The 15,457-nt window shown below is 54.1% G+C and carries 14 protein-coding genes; all 14 read right to left on the bottom strand.

Translation table 11 applies throughout. From position 1 onward, the window contains the following. Nucleotides 1-29: 29 nt before the first annotated feature. Complete coding sequence (locus AB9F27_RS01575; protein ID WP_335583448.1) at nucleotides 30-1,727, bottom strand: ABC transporter ATP-binding protein; 1,698 nt, start codon at nucleotides 1,725-1,727, stop codon at nucleotides 30-32. Then, nucleotides 1,727-2,629 (bottom strand): ABC transporter permease, encoded by a 903-nt coding sequence (locus tag AB9F27_RS01570; protein ID WP_335583449.1) that lies wholly within the window; start codon nucleotides 2,627-2,629, stop codon nucleotides 1,727-1,729. The genes AB9F27_RS01575 and AB9F27_RS01570 overlap by 1 nt, the downstream gene beginning before the upstream one ends. After that, nucleotides 2,629-3,603, bottom strand: a complete 975-nt coding sequence (locus AB9F27_RS01565; RefSeq protein ID WP_335583450.1) for an ABC transporter permease — start codon at nucleotides 3,601-3,603, stop codon at nucleotides 2,629-2,631. The genes AB9F27_RS01570 and AB9F27_RS01565 overlap by 1 nt, the downstream gene beginning before the upstream one ends. A gap of 24 nt (nucleotides 3,604-3,627) precedes the next feature. Continuing rightward, nucleotides 3,628-5,208, bottom strand: coding sequence for an ABC transporter substrate-binding protein (locus AB9F27_RS01560; protein WP_369757471.1), 1,581 nt, complete (start codon nucleotides 5,206-5,208; stop codon nucleotides 3,628-3,630). Between the two features lie 150 nt (nucleotides 5,209-5,358). Further along, complete coding sequence (locus AB9F27_RS01555) at nucleotides 5,359-6,045, bottom strand: fumarylacetoacetate hydrolase family protein (protein ID WP_369757510.1); 687 nt, start codon at nucleotides 6,043-6,045, stop codon at nucleotides 5,359-5,361. Nucleotides 6,046-6,107: 62 nt separating this feature from the next. Further along, nucleotides 6,108-6,416: a Dabb family protein gene (locus tag AB9F27_RS01550; protein ID WP_335583451.1), complete on the bottom strand. Its 309-nt coding sequence runs from the start codon at nucleotides 6,414-6,416 to the stop codon at nucleotides 6,108-6,110. A gap of 10 nt (nucleotides 6,417-6,426) precedes the next feature. After that, on the bottom strand, nucleotides 6,427-7,455 hold the full coding sequence (locus AB9F27_RS01545; protein ID WP_369757470.1) for a LacI family DNA-binding transcriptional regulator: 1,029 nt from the start codon (nucleotides 7,453-7,455) through the stop codon (nucleotides 6,427-6,429). Nucleotides 7,456-7,465: 10 nt separating this feature from the next. Continuing rightward, nucleotides 7,466-8,626, bottom strand: coding sequence for a dihydrodipicolinate synthase family protein (locus AB9F27_RS01540; RefSeq protein WP_335583453.1), 1,161 nt, complete (start codon nucleotides 8,624-8,626; stop codon nucleotides 7,466-7,468). A gap of 3 nt (nucleotides 8,627-8,629) precedes the next feature. Continuing rightward, nucleotides 8,630-10,225, bottom strand: a complete 1,596-nt coding sequence (locus AB9F27_RS01535; protein WP_335583454.1) for a GMC family oxidoreductase N-terminal domain-containing protein — start codon at nucleotides 10,223-10,225, stop codon at nucleotides 8,630-8,632. 7 nt (nucleotides 10,226-10,232) lie between these two features. Then, on the bottom strand, nucleotides 10,233-10,994 hold the full coding sequence (locus AB9F27_RS01530; RefSeq protein WP_335583455.1) for a 3-ketoacyl-ACP reductase: 762 nt from the start codon (nucleotides 10,992-10,994) through the stop codon (nucleotides 10,233-10,235). Next, on the bottom strand, nucleotides 10,991-12,487 hold the full coding sequence (locus AB9F27_RS01525; RefSeq protein ID WP_335583456.1) for a GMC family oxidoreductase: 1,497 nt from the start codon (nucleotides 12,485-12,487) through the stop codon (nucleotides 10,991-10,993). The genes AB9F27_RS01530 and AB9F27_RS01525 overlap by 4 nt, the downstream gene beginning before the upstream one ends. Before the next feature lie 24 nt (nucleotides 12,488-12,511). Continuing rightward, nucleotides 12,512-13,627, bottom strand: a complete 1,116-nt coding sequence (locus tag AB9F27_RS01520) for a sn-glycerol-3-phosphate ABC transporter ATP-binding protein UgpC (RefSeq protein ID WP_335583457.1) — start codon at nucleotides 13,625-13,627, stop codon at nucleotides 12,512-12,514. 4 nt (nucleotides 13,628-13,631) lie between these two features. Continuing rightward, nucleotides 13,632-14,513, bottom strand: coding sequence for a carbohydrate ABC transporter permease (locus tag AB9F27_RS01515; protein WP_335583458.1), 882 nt, complete (start codon nucleotides 14,511-14,513; stop codon nucleotides 13,632-13,634). After that, the gene (locus tag AB9F27_RS01510; protein WP_335583459.1) at nucleotides 14,513-15,409 is read right to left on the bottom strand and encodes a sugar ABC transporter permease; all 897 of its coding nucleotides are present in this window, start codon (nucleotides 15,407-15,409) and stop codon (nucleotides 14,513-14,515) included. The genes AB9F27_RS01515 and AB9F27_RS01510 overlap by 1 nt, the downstream gene beginning before the upstream one ends. Between the last annotated feature and the right edge of the window lie 48 nt (nucleotides 15,410-15,457).

Below are 15,457 nucleotides of genomic sequence, written 5' to 3'. Positions count from 1 at the left end.
AGCTTTCTAACAGCAAAAATATACGTGAATTACCCGACCGAATGCGAGGATTTTCGCAACGACATAGACGGCGTGAGGGACAAGAGGCTTTTGGAATAGTCGCTTTGAGGATTTTCAAAGAACTGCTCTGAGGGGCTCGCCTCAATCACTTGCCCGCCCTTCAAAACAACAACATCATCGGCCATCTGCCGCACCACGGCGAGGTTGTGACTAATGAACAAAATAGTTAGCCCAAAGCGATCCTGCAAATCTTTGAGCAGATTAAGGATTTGCGCCTGAATGGACACATCCAACGCCGAAGTTGGCTCGTCACAAATCAGCACTCGTGGGCGCGCTAAGAGCGACCGCGCAACGGCGATCCGTTGACGTTGGCCGCCGGAAAACTGATGCGGATAGCGGTCGATTGTGTCCGCAGGCAAGCCGACCAATGAGATCATCGCGGCACAAAGCGCCCGCCGCCGTTCCGCGTCCGGCTCAAGCCCGTACAGGGACAACGGCTCTGACAGGATCGCGCCAATCCGGTGTCGACCGTTCAAGCTAGAATAGGGGTCTTGAAAGACCATCTGTATCAACCTGCGAGAGGGATCTTTTCGGCCACGATCTCGTGCGAGTGGTAACGCTTCATCGCCAAGGCGCATGTGCCCTGTTGCGGGTTGGATCATCCCAGAGATCACCCGTGCAAGCGTCGATTTCCCTGACCCACTTTCGCCGACCAGTCCCGCAACGCTTCCCGGCTTGACCAAAAATGACACCTTATCCAACGCGACGAAGGGCGGCGGCTTCTTAAAAAGGCTCGTGCGGGTTCCGAAAAAACGCACCGTAATATCCGTAACATCCAGCCCCTCGCCCAGTGTTTGCGCGCCTTGCCGCAGCCATTCGCTGGCGTCCTCGCTTGCCTGCCCCGTTGATGCCAGAGTACTCTCTGGTACAAGGAAGCGTTGCATTTTATGATCTAGCGGAGGAACCGCCGCCATCAAGGCTTGGGTATATTCATGTTGCGGCGCGCCCAAAACTTGCTCGGTTGGCCCCGTTTCAACAACCTTTCCCCCGCGCAGCACGGTCACCTGATCGGTAATTTGGGCGATGACGCCAATGTCGTGTGTGATGAGTAGAAAACCAATGCCACGGGTGTCTGCTGTTCTGCGTATTAGTTCCAAAACTTGGCTTTGAACGGCAACGTCCAATGCGGTTGTGGGTTCGTCCGCAATGATCAATTCAGGGTTCGTACAAAGCGCCAAAGCGATCACAACCCGTTGCCGCATCCCGCCCGAAAACTGGTGCGGATAGGCGCGGATGCGCTGCGCTGCATTTTCAATGCCAATTTCTTCGAGCAGGTCGATCGCCCGTTGTCGGGCCTCGCTGGCGTCGATCCGTTCATGCGCGAGGATGGTCTCGATCAATTGATCTTCAATTGTCATCAACGGATTGAGGCTGGTTTGCGGATCTTGAAAGATCATCGAAATACGCTTGCCACGCACGCTATGCGCCTCATTTGGCGAGAGGCCGCGCAGGTCGGTTTGATCCAACGTTAATGTGCCCGCAGCAATCCGACCGGGAGGCTGTAGCAAGCCGATTATGGCCGCGCCGATGGTCGATTTCCCCGCCCCGCTTTCACCGACAAGCCCATGGATTTCCCCCGGAGCAATCGTCAGGGACACGTCCTCGATGGCGGTAAAAACCCCATGACGCCCCGGAAATTCGACAGTAAGACCTGAAACTTCCAGCATCATCGCACCTTCGGATTAAAAACGTCGCGCAGAAAATCACCGAGGATGTTGATCGACACCACAAGCGCCACCAAAAACAGCGTGGGCACCCAGAGAATCCACCACTCACCCGACAGTAAAAACTGCATACCAATCCGGATCAACGTGCCGAGAGACGGGCTGTCGGCGGGGAGGCCGATGCCGAGAAAAGATAACGTCGCTTCGAGCAAAATCGCCGAAGCAAGGTCGACTGTCATGATGACCAACAAGGGGCCGAGGATATTTGGCAGGATATGATACGTCATCACCCGCAAGGGGTGCTGCCCCATCATGATCGCCGCTTGAACGTAATCTTTGTTGCGTTCCACAAAAACCGATGCCCGTGCCGTGCGGGCAAAATTCACCCAAAGGGATAGCGCAATGGCCAATGTCAAAACCGCCACGCGAAAGCTCTGTTGAACATCCGGCGGCAATAATCCGCGCGAAATTCCATCAATCAAAAGTGCCGTCAGGATCGCGGGAAGCGCCAGTTGTACATCGGCAATACGCATTACAATGGCATCAAACCGGCCGCCGAAATACCCCGCGGCAAGGCCAAGCCCAATGCCGAGCACTGAGGCAATCGCCATCGCCATCAACCCGATGGTGAGCGACAGCCGTGCTCCAAATAGTATCGCCGAGATCATATCCCGCCCCTGATCGTCCGTCCCCAACGGAAAGCGCGGATCGCCCCCCTGCCAAAGCGGAGGCAGGAGGCCATCCATCAGCGAAAACGACGCGAGATCATAGGGGCTGGTCGCAACAATCCAAGGCGAGAGAAGCGCGCCACCGATAATCACAATGGCAACAATCGCCGCCAAAACCGCCGCAGGACTGCGCCAGAAAAGCCACATCCCGTCGCTGTGCCAAATACGTCCCAACATCAGACGTCTTCCTTCACGCGCAACCGTGGATCAATGGCGAAGTATAATAAATCGACCAGCAAGTTCACGAGTACAAAGAAAAACGCGATGACAACCAAATAGACACCCATCACCGGAATATCGACAAACCGAATGGATTCAAGGAACAACAGCCCCATCCCCGGCCATTGGAACACGCTTTCGGTGACGATGGAAAAGGCGATCACGCCGCCAAATTGCAAGCCAATGATCGTGATAACGGGGATCATCGTATTGGCCAAAGCATGGCGGAAATACAGTGAACGATACGGAATGCCGCGCGCGGTGGCAAAGCGGATATAATCCGATTGCATCACTTCCATCATCTCGGCGCGCACCAGTCGCATTGTTAATGTGAGTTGGTAAATGCCCAACGTCAGCGCAGGCAAAAGGAGCGACCGCCAGCCATCCAATGTAAAGAGCGACGTGGTCCAGCCGCCAATTTGAACGGTCCCTCCCCGTCCGAATGTCGGCAACCAACCCAGCTGAACCCCGAACAGAAAGATCAAGAGAATGCCAATAACAAAGGTCGGAATGGACACCCCAACAAGGGTCGTTAGAAGGATCGTTTGGCTTGTGAGACCCTTTGGCCGTAGGGCGGTAAAGACGCCCGCCGGAATACCAACGAGCAGCGAAATCAGCAGGGCAACAACCCCAAGCTCGAGCGTCGCAGGAATACGTGTGGCAATCATGGAGGCCACGGGCTGACGCGTTCGGTAGGAATAGCCGAACTCTCCATGCAGCAGATCACTGGTGAAGCGATAAAACTGCGCAACAATTGGATCATTCAGCCCCAATTCCTCGCGCAGTCTGTCTTGGTCGGCGACCGAAGTCTCGACCCCCGTCATTTGGCTCACCGGATCGCCAACGAAGCGAAATAGCGAGAAAGCCAAAAAGGCGACGGCGATCATCACAAATACGGATTGGATCAACCGCTTGAATATAAACAATGCCATCGCCTTGATATCTCGATTTTTTTCTTAGTTCACTGTCACCCAGCGCAAGATAAAGAAGTTATCCGCACGTTGGGTAAGGTCGATATTGTCTTTGGATGCCCAGATCAACGGCTGTGTATACAATGGAATATAGGCCACCTCGTTTTGGGTGATTTCAACGATTTCGTCTATCATAGTCTGACGTGTAGTTGGGTCAATTTCCTCTTGGATCAGTGGCAGCAATTCATCAACACGCGCATTGGAATAGTTGCCAAAGTTCCACGATCCGAGCTTTTTCTCATCGTCTTGCGAGTTCAACAAAAAGCGGATCGGGTGCTCGGCGTCGAACGTGCCGGGGGACCAACCCAACAGGAACATATCGAAATCGTCTTCGCGAAGTTGTGTCCAGTAATCGCGCACGGGTCCTGTGCTCAACTCGGCATTCAGGCCCACAGCGGCAAACATGGATGCGGCAGCGCGACAGAGGGCTTCGTCGTTGATGTAACGGTCGTTTGTACATTTCAGACCGAAGGAAAACCCGTCGGGATAGCCTGCCTCGGCCAGCAATTCTTTTGCGCGTTCGGGATTGTATTCCGGCCGGTTGGTGTGGGCGTTTGAGTAGCCGGAAATGCCTTCAGGTACCAACTGATTTGCTGCCTCAATTTTCCCGCGAAAGATGACGCGATCAATGGCATCCATGTCAATCGCATGGGCCGCAGCAAGTCGGACTTTGGAGTCCTGAAAGGGGTTGGCATCAGTGACATCAGAAGAATACAGCAACGCGTCGTGCTCATGTCCAAAGCCAAACATGATCACGCGGGTTTCTTCGCCTTCCAAAACCTTAAAGCCATCGCGGCCTTCAACTTGTTCCGCATCCTGCAATGGAATGGGTTGGATGAAGTCAATTTCTCCTGAAAGCAAAGCCGCCAATCCGGTAGACGAATTGCCGATGGGCGTAAAGATCGCCTCCGTCACATTGTGCTCGACGTCGCCCCACCATGTGGCATTTGGCGTCAGACGTGTTTCAACACCTGGGTCGCGACTGGCCAAGGCAAAAGCCCCTGTTCCGTTGGCGTTCATCGTGGCGAAATTCTCGGCGTCGCGGGCGGGGAGCGCTGCGTCATTGCTCTCGGCCCAATCCTGATCCAAAATCATGAAATTCGCGATGCTGTCTGGGAACAATGGATTTGGCGCCGAGGTAACAAAATCAATGGTGTAGTCATCCACAATCCGCACTTCAGAAACCGGTGCAAACCAAGACCGAGTGTCCGCCGCCTCATCGGAAGCGCGTTGGTACGAAAACAAAACGTCTTGCGCATTAAACGCGGAGCCATCTTGAAAGGTCACACCTTCGCGCAGGTTGAAACGCCAGCCATTTTCTCCAAATAGTGGTTCCCAAGAGACGGCCAGCGAGGGCTCAATCGCCATGTCTCGGCCACGACGCACAAGTCCTTCATAGATATTATTCAAAAACGAGAGAACCGGCGTCGAATTAACGGCATGTGGGTCCATCGTTTGCGCATCCGTCGTTGAGGCCCAACGAAATGTTTCTGCGGAACCTTGTGTCGCGGTCAAAGCAAACAGTCCCGTTAAGGCCGTGCTCAGCATAAAACTTGTCGATTTCATTGAGTATCTCCCGTGGAATTTTTTGACTTTTTAGTTGGAAACAGTTTTACCGTCACACTTGCGAGCGTCAACTATCGAAAAAGTGATGAGTCCGCGCCAAAGTCTGATTGGCAACCCTATGTAAATGTGATTGCGCACACAAGTAGCGTGTCAAACGACCGTTACGACCAGCTTTCCCATGCCCTCGATTGTGGCCTCCATAACATCCCCGACCTCAACGGGTCCAACCCCAGCAGGCGTTCCCGTGAGAATAACATCGCCCGGTGCAAGTTCGAAGTACTCCGACAAATAGGAAATCATTTCCGGCACCTTCCAGATCATTTGGTTCAGGTTGCCCTCTTGACGAATATCGCCATTCACCTTCAATTCAACGCGCCCTTGGTCAGGATGGCCAACCATTGAAGCAGGGTAAACTTGAGTGATCGGCGCGGAATGCTCAAAAGCTTTGCCGATTTCCCACGGGCGACCCATTTTCTTCATGCGCGCCTGCAAATCACGGCACGTCATGTCGAGGGCCACGCCATAGCCAAACACATGGGCCATCGCCTCGGCCACAGGAATATTACTGCCGCCAGACTTCAACATCACGGCCATTTCAATTTCGTGATGCACATCACTGGATTGAGACGGATAGGGAAATACGCCCGAAGCATCAAGGTTGTTCGGGTTTTTCTGAAAGAAAAAGGGTGGTTCCCGATCTGAGTCGTGGCCCATTTCAAGCGCATGTGCGGCGTAGTTGCGACCAATGCAATACACTCGCCTTACGGGGAAGAGCGCATCAGTACCGACAATAGGCAGCGCAGCAGCCAAAGGCATCTCAAAGGCGTATTTGGCCATTTCTTTCTCCAATTTCATCTTTACCGCCCCCGAAACTAGGGGAAGATAAGTCCGTTTAAAACTCAAACACTTAAATCAAATACAATAATTCCATCGTATCCGCCGTTGCACATCGCGACCATTCGTGCGCCCAAGGCCACGTGATGCGGGTGGTTTGCATAGGCCAAAAGAGCGTCACGATTTTCAAACGTCACGACAAACCCATCGCGGTACGCTGGGGATTTATTCTCAAAATCGAGGTTAGGGCCAAAGCAATAGTCCAGCATTCCGGGCACATCTGCGGCCACCTCGGCGAACCCCGCCAAAACGGCGTCGCGCTCTTCTTGGGTGTATTGCGGTTGAAAATCGACGAAAACACAGTGCTTCAACATGGGAAATTCCTTATTCTGGTGATTGCAAAGATGAGGGCACGACGCTCGACTGTCTGATTTCCAGATGCACCGGAGCACGGTCGGGGCACATCGGCTGAATCCCCGTTTCAAGCCAATCCAGAACGATCCTCGAACTTTGCCGCCCAAATTCTGCGATATCGCAATGAACCGAGCTAAGCTGCGGATAGACGTGGCTGCATTCTTCGATGTCATCGAACCCAATCAGAAAGAAATCCTTGCCAACAACGACCCTCGACTGTGCAAATGCGGACATCATCCCCAAGGCAACGAGATCATTGAAACAGATTGCCGCTTTGACTGTCGGATGCTCCCTGAGCAGTTTAAAAGCGACTTCCCGACCAAAGACCCGCGCGGCCCGCCCGTGAAAAACATGCCCCTGCAAGCCCTTATCAATTATTCCAGTTTGATAGGCCGACATTCGTTCGCTAGTAATGGCCACGCCCTTTTCGCCGCCGACAAAGGCAATCTCGCGAATGCCTTGACCGATCAAGTGCTCAACCGCCAACTGACTGCCCGCACCATAATCAAGCGAGTAGAACGGAAAAATATCCGCGCGCATATCCGCTTGTCGCAACACCTGAAGGGTTGGAATGCCCGACTGCGCGATTGCATCAAAGGTCCCTTTTGTGTCGCCATAACACGGAGAAATCAAAAGCGCGGAAACCTCATGTTCAAGCATGGATTGGATCACTTGGTGCTGAATTTTCGGGTCTTCATTTGAATTTGCAATCACCGTGGCCAGCCCATGATCGGAAAACGCCATCTGTGCGCTTGCTGCAAATTCGGTGAAAAACGGGTTGCGCAGGTCATTGATCACAAGCCCAACAAGCCCCGTGCCCGATCCGCGCAAGGTTGCAGCGGCGCGGTTGCGGACATAATTGAGCGCTTTCATCGACTCCTGCACCAATTTGCGCGTGTCCTCTTTGACCAATGGGCTGTTTTGAACCACCAACGAAACGGTCGACTTTGACACGCCCGCATGGGCGGCGACGTCGATTATTGTTGGCTTTTTGTTCATTCAATGACCTTTATTCGATTCCATGCAGAGATAAAAGTTGCTTCATTCGGTGGACGGCCAAATCCGGCTGGCTAAGAAGGCGGGCCTGATCAGCCAAACGAAACACCTCGGCGTAATGCGCGATTTCACGCGAGGATTGGAACCCTGCCGGCATAATGAAATGGCTCTGGGCGCCATTGAGCCATGCGAGGAAAGCGATGCCTGCTTTATAGAACTGCGTCGGAGCTTTGAATATCTCCCGACTGAGCGGAACCGTGGGGCCAAGAAGCGCATGGAAGGTTGCGGAATCGCCTTTGGCCAAGGCCGTAAGCGCTTGCGAGGCGGCGGGAGCGATGGCGGCAAATATCCCGAGCAAAGCGTGTGAAAACCGTGTTCCGTCCCCTTCGATCAAGGCAGCATAGTTAAAATCATCGCCGGTATAAAGGCGTACAGACTCTGGAAGACGCGCCCGAAAGGCCTCCTCGCGGCTTTGTTCCAGCAGCGATATTTTAATGCCGTCGATCTTATCTTCATGTGCCGTGATGATGTCCAAAACGGAGTCCGCAGCGGCGTCCAGATCATCCGCCCCCCAATAGCCTTTGAGTTGCGCGTCAAACATATCGCCAAGCCAATGCAGGATGATTGGCTCCTTGGCCTGCTCAATCAAGCGACCGTAAACACGGGCATAGAAATCTGGACCCGTTCCCGCAGCAACCATAGCGCGGCTTGCCATGATGATGACTTGGCTACCTGCCGCCTCAATCGCCTCCATTTGTTCGGAATAGGCGCGAATGAGCATGTCTTCGGAGGTCAACGCGCTGATGTCGTATTGATCGGTGCCCGCACCACAGGCGACGCGCGGCTTTAACGGATGCGCTTTGGCTTCGATCATCGTGCGTTCAATCAATTCTTTGGCCGTGAGCCAATCAACCCCCATCCCGCGTTGGGCTGTGTCCATCGCTTCCGCCAACCCAAGGCCCTGGTCCCAAAGCGTGTGGCGAAACTTAAGTGTATTTTCCCAATCCACTGCGGGGCGTCCAACCCATGGCGCGCGTTCCGCCAACGGATCAGACACCACATGCGCAGCGGCAAACGCGGTGCGGGTAAAAGGAACCGACGGCACTTGTGGCACCAATGGATCGCCAATCAATGTGTAGGTTTTGAGCGTATTTTCATATGTGGGTAAGCGCATCTGTCAAAGTCCATGTTCAGCGCAGATCATGTCGGCTGCTTTTTCCGCAATCATGATCGTTGGCGCATTTGTATTCGAAGAAATAAGGCGTGGCATGATCGACGCATCCACGACCCGCAATCCAGCGATCCCGTTGAATTTAAGCTGTGGATCAACAACCGCCCCCGCGTCCGCACCCATCCGGCATGTGCCAGCAGGGTGATGATCGGTTTTGGCGTTTTGGCAGGCAAAGTTGAAATAATCCTCGTCCGTGCGCACATCCTTTCCCGGGAGGATTTCCGACTGCACGAAGGGCTTAAGGGCATCCTGCCGCATAATTTCTTGGGCAAGTTTCAACCCGCGAATGGACATTTCACGATCATGCGGATCGGCCCAGTAGTTTGGATCAATCAACGGCGCATCTGCGTGATCCGCAGTCGCAAGGCGCACGGTTCCGCGCGAACGGGGCCGCAAATAGGCCGAATTTAGCGTCACACCCGGATTGCGCATTTTGCTAACACCGGCCTCAATCCCCGACCCAAGTCCGAGGTGGAATTGAATATCGGGCGAACGCGCTCCCTCCTCCGCGTACCAGAATCCACCGGTTTCAAACAGGCTTGAGGCGACGGGCCCGCTTTTGGAGAAGATGTATTGCAGGCCCGCGACCACCGACCAATGCGGCTTGGCATATTTGTCATAGGTATGGTCGCCCGTGCATTCCGAAATCGTAAAAAGGTCTAGGTGATCCTGTAGATTTGACCCCACTTCGGGCTGATCAAAAATCACATCCACGCCTACATCGCGCAGGTGATCGGCGGGACCGATACCCGAACGCATCAACAGGGTTGGCGAGCCGATTGCGCCCGCCGAAACGATGACTTCTGCATTGGCGTGCAGAGTTTCGGCGCCGTTCTTTGCAAGAACTTCGACACCAACCGCGCGGTGATTTTCGACAAGGATCTTCCGGACCATTGCATCGGTGCGCACGGTCAAATTGGACCGCCCTCGCGCGGGATCAAGAAAGGCAACCGAGGTTGAAGATCGGCGCGCATCCCGTTGAGTCAATTGATAAAAACCAACTCCGTCCTGCGTCTCGCCCGTCATATCATGGTTGCGCGGAATCCCGAGTTCAGCCCCTGCGGCGAAATATGCGTCGCAAATCGGCAAAGGCGCGCGCGGTTGGGAAACCCCCAAGAGCCCGCCTTGCCCATGAAATTCTCCGCCATACGTGTCGTTGTCTTCGGACTTGCGAAAATACGGCAGGACGCCTTCATAAGACCACCCCTCACACCCCATCTGCCGCCATTCATCATAGTCCAGAGAATTGCCACGCGTGTAAATCTGAGCATTGATCGACGACCCACCGCCGATCACTTTACCCTGCGTATAGCGGATCACCATATCGTTCATGTGCTTTTGCGGAACGGTATGCCAACCCCAACTGCCAATGCCCTTGGTCATTTTCGCAAAGCCTGCGGGCATCTTGTAGAAGGGGTGCCAATCGCGCCCGCCAGCCTCAAGCAAAAGAACAGAGGTCTGTGGATTTTCGGACAATCGCGCGGCCAAAACGCACCCAGCCGAGCCCCCGCCGACGATGATAAAGTCATATGATTTGGTCATTGCACCCTCACAATCGATGGATGGACAAGCCACCATCCACTGGAATAATCGCCCCATTGGCGAAGGCCATTTTCCCCCGCACAAGAGGCACCACGATGCTTGCGATATCGCTTGGAGTACCCCATCGTTTTGCAGGAACCAAGCCACCTTCAATGCGGGGCGTGTAGGCGTCCTTTACGCCGGCGGTCATATCGGTTTCGATAATTCCGGGCCGCAATTCAAACACGCCAATGCCGTCCTCCGCCAGTCGTGCAGCAAAGAGTTGCACCATCATCGCCGCCCCCGCTTTAGACAGGCAGTATTCCCCCCGTTCAATCGACACCATCGCGGCGCTGACGGAGGTCACAAATACGATGGAACGATAGTTTGCGCTTGCAGGCGAAGCGAGCATCCGCTGTGCCACCGCTTGGGCCAAAAAAAACGCCCCCTTGAGGTTAACGTCCATCACGAAGTCATAGCTATCTTGGGTGAGGTTCAGCAAATCGCCGCGCAATTTTGCGGGCACCCCTGCGTTTGAGACAAGGCTTGCGACGGGTCCACAATCGGCTTCAATTTGATCCAATAGGCGATCAACGGCGGCAATATCCCGTAGGTCGTGCTGAAAATACCGCGCGTCCTCGCCCAGCTCCGCAAGGGCGTCACGCACCGCGACACTATCAGGCGCAATGTCGGCAGCAAGCGCCACCCGATAGCCGTTTTCCACAAGGGCGTGGGCGATTCCAAGGCCAATGCCTTTTTGTCCACCTGTGATCAGGGCAACCGGTTTCATTCTTTCAGGTCCTTGTGTTTGATATGCTCGGCGACACGCAACGCCTGAGCGGCAATGGTCAGCGCGGGGTTCACAGCTGCGGAATTAGGCAAAAAGCTGGCGTCGACGACGAATAGATTTGGGTGATCATGCGCACGACAATGCAGGTCCAAAACGCTTGCTTTTGGGTCGGTGCCAAAAACGGCGGTACCGCACTGATGCGAAGGAGTCGCACGGTCGAAAGCTCGGGAAAGCAAGATAGGATAGCCTGCTTTACGCATCACTTTTTTTGCTTGTGCAACAAGGGCCTCATGAGATTCCCAGTTCGAGCGTTTCCAATCCAGAACGATTTGGTCCCCCTTCACCGTCACGCGGCTTTCAAGCGACGGAAGGTCTTCGCTCATGGCATACCAATCGACCGAATGTCGGGTGACCCAATCCGCCACGCGCGTGGGTATACGGGCTTGCGAGCGAAGGATGGGTGTTGTGATTTTCCCAAGTAGTTGCATATTGCCTAAGGGGGCATTTTTCGGCCCTCCCTTTAAGTAAAAGTCATTGAAATACAGCGTTTTCTGATAGATTGCCGTGTTGAGCCGCAACGGGTTTATAGCCATTAGAGCCGTGCAATTGTGGTTCATGAACCGCCGCCCGACAAGATCAGAGCTATTGGCCAGCCCCGTGGGATGTGCGTCGTTCGCCGAGCGCAGAAGCAACGCCGCCGAATTCACCGCACCTGCGGATAAGATCGCGATTTTGGGCTTGAGGGTGTGAAATTCACCGTCTTTTTCATAGTGAATTTCGGTGATCCGCTGTTTTGAATCCGTCTGCAAACGTGTAACCATTGCGCCCGTAATGAGCGTGAAATTCTCGTATTGTTTTGCTTTGGCAATGCCAACACTTTGCGCATCGCGCTTGGCCCCCGTAGTGTCGGGATGGCCATCCCAAGAGTCGTCGCCCCCCTTGAGCCAATGTTCGATGTCCACGGCCAACGGCAGGCTAGCCGGCGAAACGCCTGCACGGCGCAATCGTGCGCGGACATCCGCAATAGATGCCTCATCTGGGACTGCGGGAAAGGGATATGCGCCCGCGCGAATAGGGTCTGTTGGGTCCTCGCCCGCGTGGCCACGCACATCAAAAAGCGCTTCGGCCTTGTCATACCAAGGGGCGAAATCCGTGTAAGAAAGCGGCCATGCGGGGGAGGTTCCGCCTAAATGTTGCATCTCTGCGAAATCCTCGGCGCGATAGCGCAACATCACACCGCCGTAGAATTTCGTGTTTCCACCGACATAATAGAAGTTGCCGGGGCTAAAACCTGCGCCCGACGGCGTAAGCCACTGCTCGTCAGATCGGAAAAATCCGCGTTTAAAAATGGCGTCGTCGTCCCGACACTCGGGACTTGCGCGCATATAATCGCCACGTTCCAGCATGACAATTTGAACGCCGGTTGGAGCGAGGGACGCAGCCAAAGTTGCGCCGCCCATTCCAGAGCCGATGATGACAATTTCGGGTTTCACAAAGCCAAAACTCCCTTGTGCCAATCAGGCAATGCGGTTTTCTGTTTGCGGATCAAACGGAATCGCTTTTTCCATATTGATCGCAAACGGAGCAATTTCACCCGGCTTAACTTCGGCATCCGCACGCATCCGTGCGACACATTCAAATCCGCCGAAGGTGCAGGTGACAAAAGTGTCTGATCCCGCGGGTTCGGTCACTTCGACACGGGCTTGAACCGCCTCGATATGACGCGAAGATTGGTCGGCGCCATCTGGGTCGGTGATCGCCTCGGGGCGAATGCCCATGGTGATTTTTTGCCCGTCATAGGCACGCAATGCATCGGCGGAATTCACGCATTTCAGGCGCACGCCTTCGCCGTCTTTGGTCTGGGTTTTTACGTAAACGGACTCGCCTTCGACCTGCACAGTCATGGGCAGTAAATTCATCGACGGAGACCCCATAAAGGAGGCCACAAACAGGTTGGCGGGGGTGTCGTAGATTTCCTTCGGCGTGCCTAATTGCTGTACATAACCGCCGTTCATTACCGCGATCCGCGTGCTCAGCGTCAGGGCTTCGATTTGATCGTGGGTCACGTAAACGATGGTTGTACCGAGTTTTTGATGCAGTTTCTTGATCTCGGTCCGCATATCGACCCGCAATTTGGCGTCCAAATTCGACAATGGTTCGTCAAACAAAAACACATCCGGTTTGCGCACAAGGGCACGCCCCATCGCCACACGTTGGCGTTGGCCGCCCGAAAGTTGCCCCGGTTTGCGGTCCAAAAGCGGTTCGATCTGGAGCAGTTTGGCCACATCCGCCAAGGCTTTTTCGCGCTCGGGTTTGGGCACTCCGTGCATTTCCAAGCCAAAGGTGATATTTTTACCCACGGTCATATTCGGGTAAAGTGCATAGCTTTGAAACACCATCGCGATGTTGCGTTGCGAGGGATGCACCCCGTTCATAAGGTTGCCCTTGATACTGATGTCGCCCATCGTGATTTCCTCTAGACCCGCGATCATATTCAGCAGAGTAGACTTGCCACAGCCGGAGGGGCCGACGAGGACCAGAAACTCCCCCTCTTCAACAGATATATCCACATTGTGCAGCACTTGCACGGAGCCATAGGATTTCGTTGCATTGTTAATATCGAGAAAACCCATTGGATTAGCCTTTCACTGAGCCAGCCATCAAACCGCGGACGAAGTACCGACCAGCGACGATGTAGACGAGGAGTGTTGGCAGGGCGGCTAAGATCGCGCCTGCGAAGTGGACATTGTATTCTTTGACCCCAGTCGAACTCTGAACGAGGTTGTTGAGGGCGACGGTCATCGGCTGGCTGTCAAAGTCTGCGAAGGATGCGCCAAACAGGAAGTCATTCCAGATATTAGTGAATTGCCAGATAACGGACACCACGATGATCGGCCCTGAACTTGGCAAAAGAATGCGCCAAAAGATGCGAAAGAAGCCCGCGCCGTCGATCATTCCCGCCTGCACAAGTTCCGTTGGGAACGCGGCGTAGTAGTTGCGAAAATAGAGGGTCGTGAAGCCGACACCGTAGACGACATGCACCAACACAAGGCCAGAAGTGGTTCCCGCGATATCCAACAAGCCAAGAACGCGGGCCATTGGGATCAGCACGATTTGGAACGGGATAAAGCAGGAAAACAGCACCAACCCATAGAGCAATGTGTCATAGCGGAAGCGCCATTTCGTTAGCACATAGCCATTCAATGCCCCCAAGACGGTCGAAATCGCAACGGCAGGCACCACCATTTTGAGGGAGTTCCAGAAGTAGGGTTTCAGGCCCGTTGGCTCGACACCAATTTGAGCGGTCGACCACGCACTGCGCCATGCGTCAAAGGTCCAGATTTCGGGCAAGGCAAGCATGTTACCGCCCGTAATCTCGGCCAGAGGTTTGAGGGAGTTCACCACCATCACAAACAAGGGAAGCGCGTAGAACAGGACAAAAAGGAGTAAGAACAGATAGATAAAGACGCGTGTCACACGACCTGTGCGAATAGCGCTATCGGCAGAAGCAGCAGACATTATTTGCCCTCCTTAAGTTCAGCATAGAGGTAGGGGATCATAATCGCGGCGATTGTCATAAGCATGATCACAGCACTTGAGGCCCCAATCCCCATCTGATTTCGCGAGAAGGTATAGGAGTACATGAAGGTTGCGGGTAGTTCCGTCGCCCGCCCCGGACCGCCGCCCGTTAACGCAATGACAAGGTCGTAGGATTTGATTGCAAGGTGGCTGAGGATCACGAAAGCCGACAGAAATGCGGGACGTAATTGCGGGATGATGATGCGGCGATAGAGGTTCCAATTGGAGGCCCCATCCATTTGCGCCGCTTTGAGGATTTCGTTGTCTATGCCGCGCAAGCCAGCCAAGAACATCGCCATCACAAACCCGCTGGTTTGCCAGACGGCGGCAAGGACCACGGTGTAAATCGCATAGTCGCGGTTCTTGATCCAATCGAATTGGAAGCTGGTCCAGCCCCAAAGATGCATGGTATGTTCAAGCCCAATTCCGGGGTCGAGCAGCCATTTCCATGCCGTACCCGTCACAATAAAGCTCAAGGCCATGGGATAGAGATAGATCGGGCGCAAAACGCCCTCGCCGCGAATTTTTTGGTCAAGGAAGATCGCCAGTGCAAGGCCGATCAGCGTACAAATAATGATATAGAGCGAGGCAAAAATAGCGAGGTTTTTGAGGGCAATCGTCCAGTGACTTAGGCGAAAAAGCTTATCATAATTCTCAAATCCGACCCAGCCAAAACTGGGGAGCATCCGACTGTCGGTAAACGACAGATAGACGGTGAAAATGATAAATCCATAGACAAAGACAAAGACCATCGCCACCGAGGGAGACAGGACGAGCTTGGGAATCCAGTTTTGTAGGCGTGTTTTGAAATCTGGCTGGGCAGTTGGCTGCGCCATAGTGCTCTCCCTGTTTTTGAAAGCGATTGCAGGGTGGGCCGACCCACG

The organism is Falsihalocynthiibacter sp. CO-5D18 (assembly GCF_041205445.1).
Taxonomy (GTDB): domain Bacteria; phylum Pseudomonadota; class Alphaproteobacteria; order Rhodobacterales; family Rhodobacteraceae; genus Falsihalocynthiibacter; species Falsihalocynthiibacter arcticus.
This window is presented reverse-complemented; position numbering and strand designations above follow the sequence as displayed.

What these genes read in the sequence shown, in the direction of transcription:
- AB9F27_RS01555 (WP_369757510.1), bottom strand. Translation starts at nt 6,045, where the DNA reads ATGGCCAAATACGCCTTTGAGATGCCTTTGGCTGCTGCGCTGCCTATT.
- AB9F27_RS01575 (WP_335583448.1), bottom strand. Translation starts at nt 1,727, where the DNA reads ATGCTGGAAGTTTCAGGTCTTACTGTCGAATTTCCGGGGCGTCATGGG.
- AB9F27_RS01530 (WP_335583455.1), bottom strand. Translation starts at nt 10,994, where the DNA reads ATGAAACCGGTTGCCCTGATCACAGGTGGACAAAAAGGCATTGGCCTT.
- AB9F27_RS01560 (WP_369757471.1), bottom strand. Translation starts at nt 5,208, where the DNA reads ATGAAATCGACAAGTTTTATGCTGAGCACGGCCTTAACGGGACTGTTT.
- AB9F27_RS01550 (WP_335583451.1), bottom strand. Translation starts at nt 6,416, where the DNA reads ATGTTGAAGCACTGTGTTTTCGTCGATTTTCAACCGCAATACACCCAA.
- AB9F27_RS01545 (WP_369757470.1), bottom strand. Translation starts at nt 7,455, where the DNA reads ATGAACAAAAAGCCAACAATAATCGACGTCGCCGCCCATGCGGGCGTG.
- AB9F27_RS01570 (WP_335583449.1), bottom strand. Translation starts at nt 2,629, where the DNA reads ATGTTGGGACGTATTTGGCACAGCGACGGGATGTGGCTTTTCTGGCGC.
- AB9F27_RS01510 (WP_335583459.1), bottom strand. Translation starts at nt 15,409, where the DNA reads ATGGCGCAGCCAACTGCCCAGCCAGATTTCAAAACACGCCTACAAAAC.
- AB9F27_RS01540 (WP_335583453.1), bottom strand. Translation starts at nt 8,626, where the DNA reads ATGCGCTTACCCACATATGAAAATACGCTCAAAACCTACACATTGATT.
- AB9F27_RS01515 (WP_335583458.1), bottom strand. Translation starts at nt 14,513, where the DNA reads ATGTCTGCTGCTTCTGCCGATAGCGCTATTCGCACAGGTCGTGTGACA.
- AB9F27_RS01520 (WP_335583457.1), bottom strand. Translation starts at nt 13,627, where the DNA reads ATGGGTTTTCTCGATATTAACAATGCAACGAAATCCTATGGCTCCGTG.
- AB9F27_RS01535 (WP_335583454.1), bottom strand. Translation starts at nt 10,225, where the DNA reads ATGACCAAATCATATGACTTTATCATCGTCGGCGGGGGCTCGGCTGGG.
- AB9F27_RS01565 (WP_335583450.1), bottom strand. Translation starts at nt 3,603, where the DNA reads ATGGCATTGTTTATATTCAAGCGGTTGATCCAATCCGTATTTGTGATG.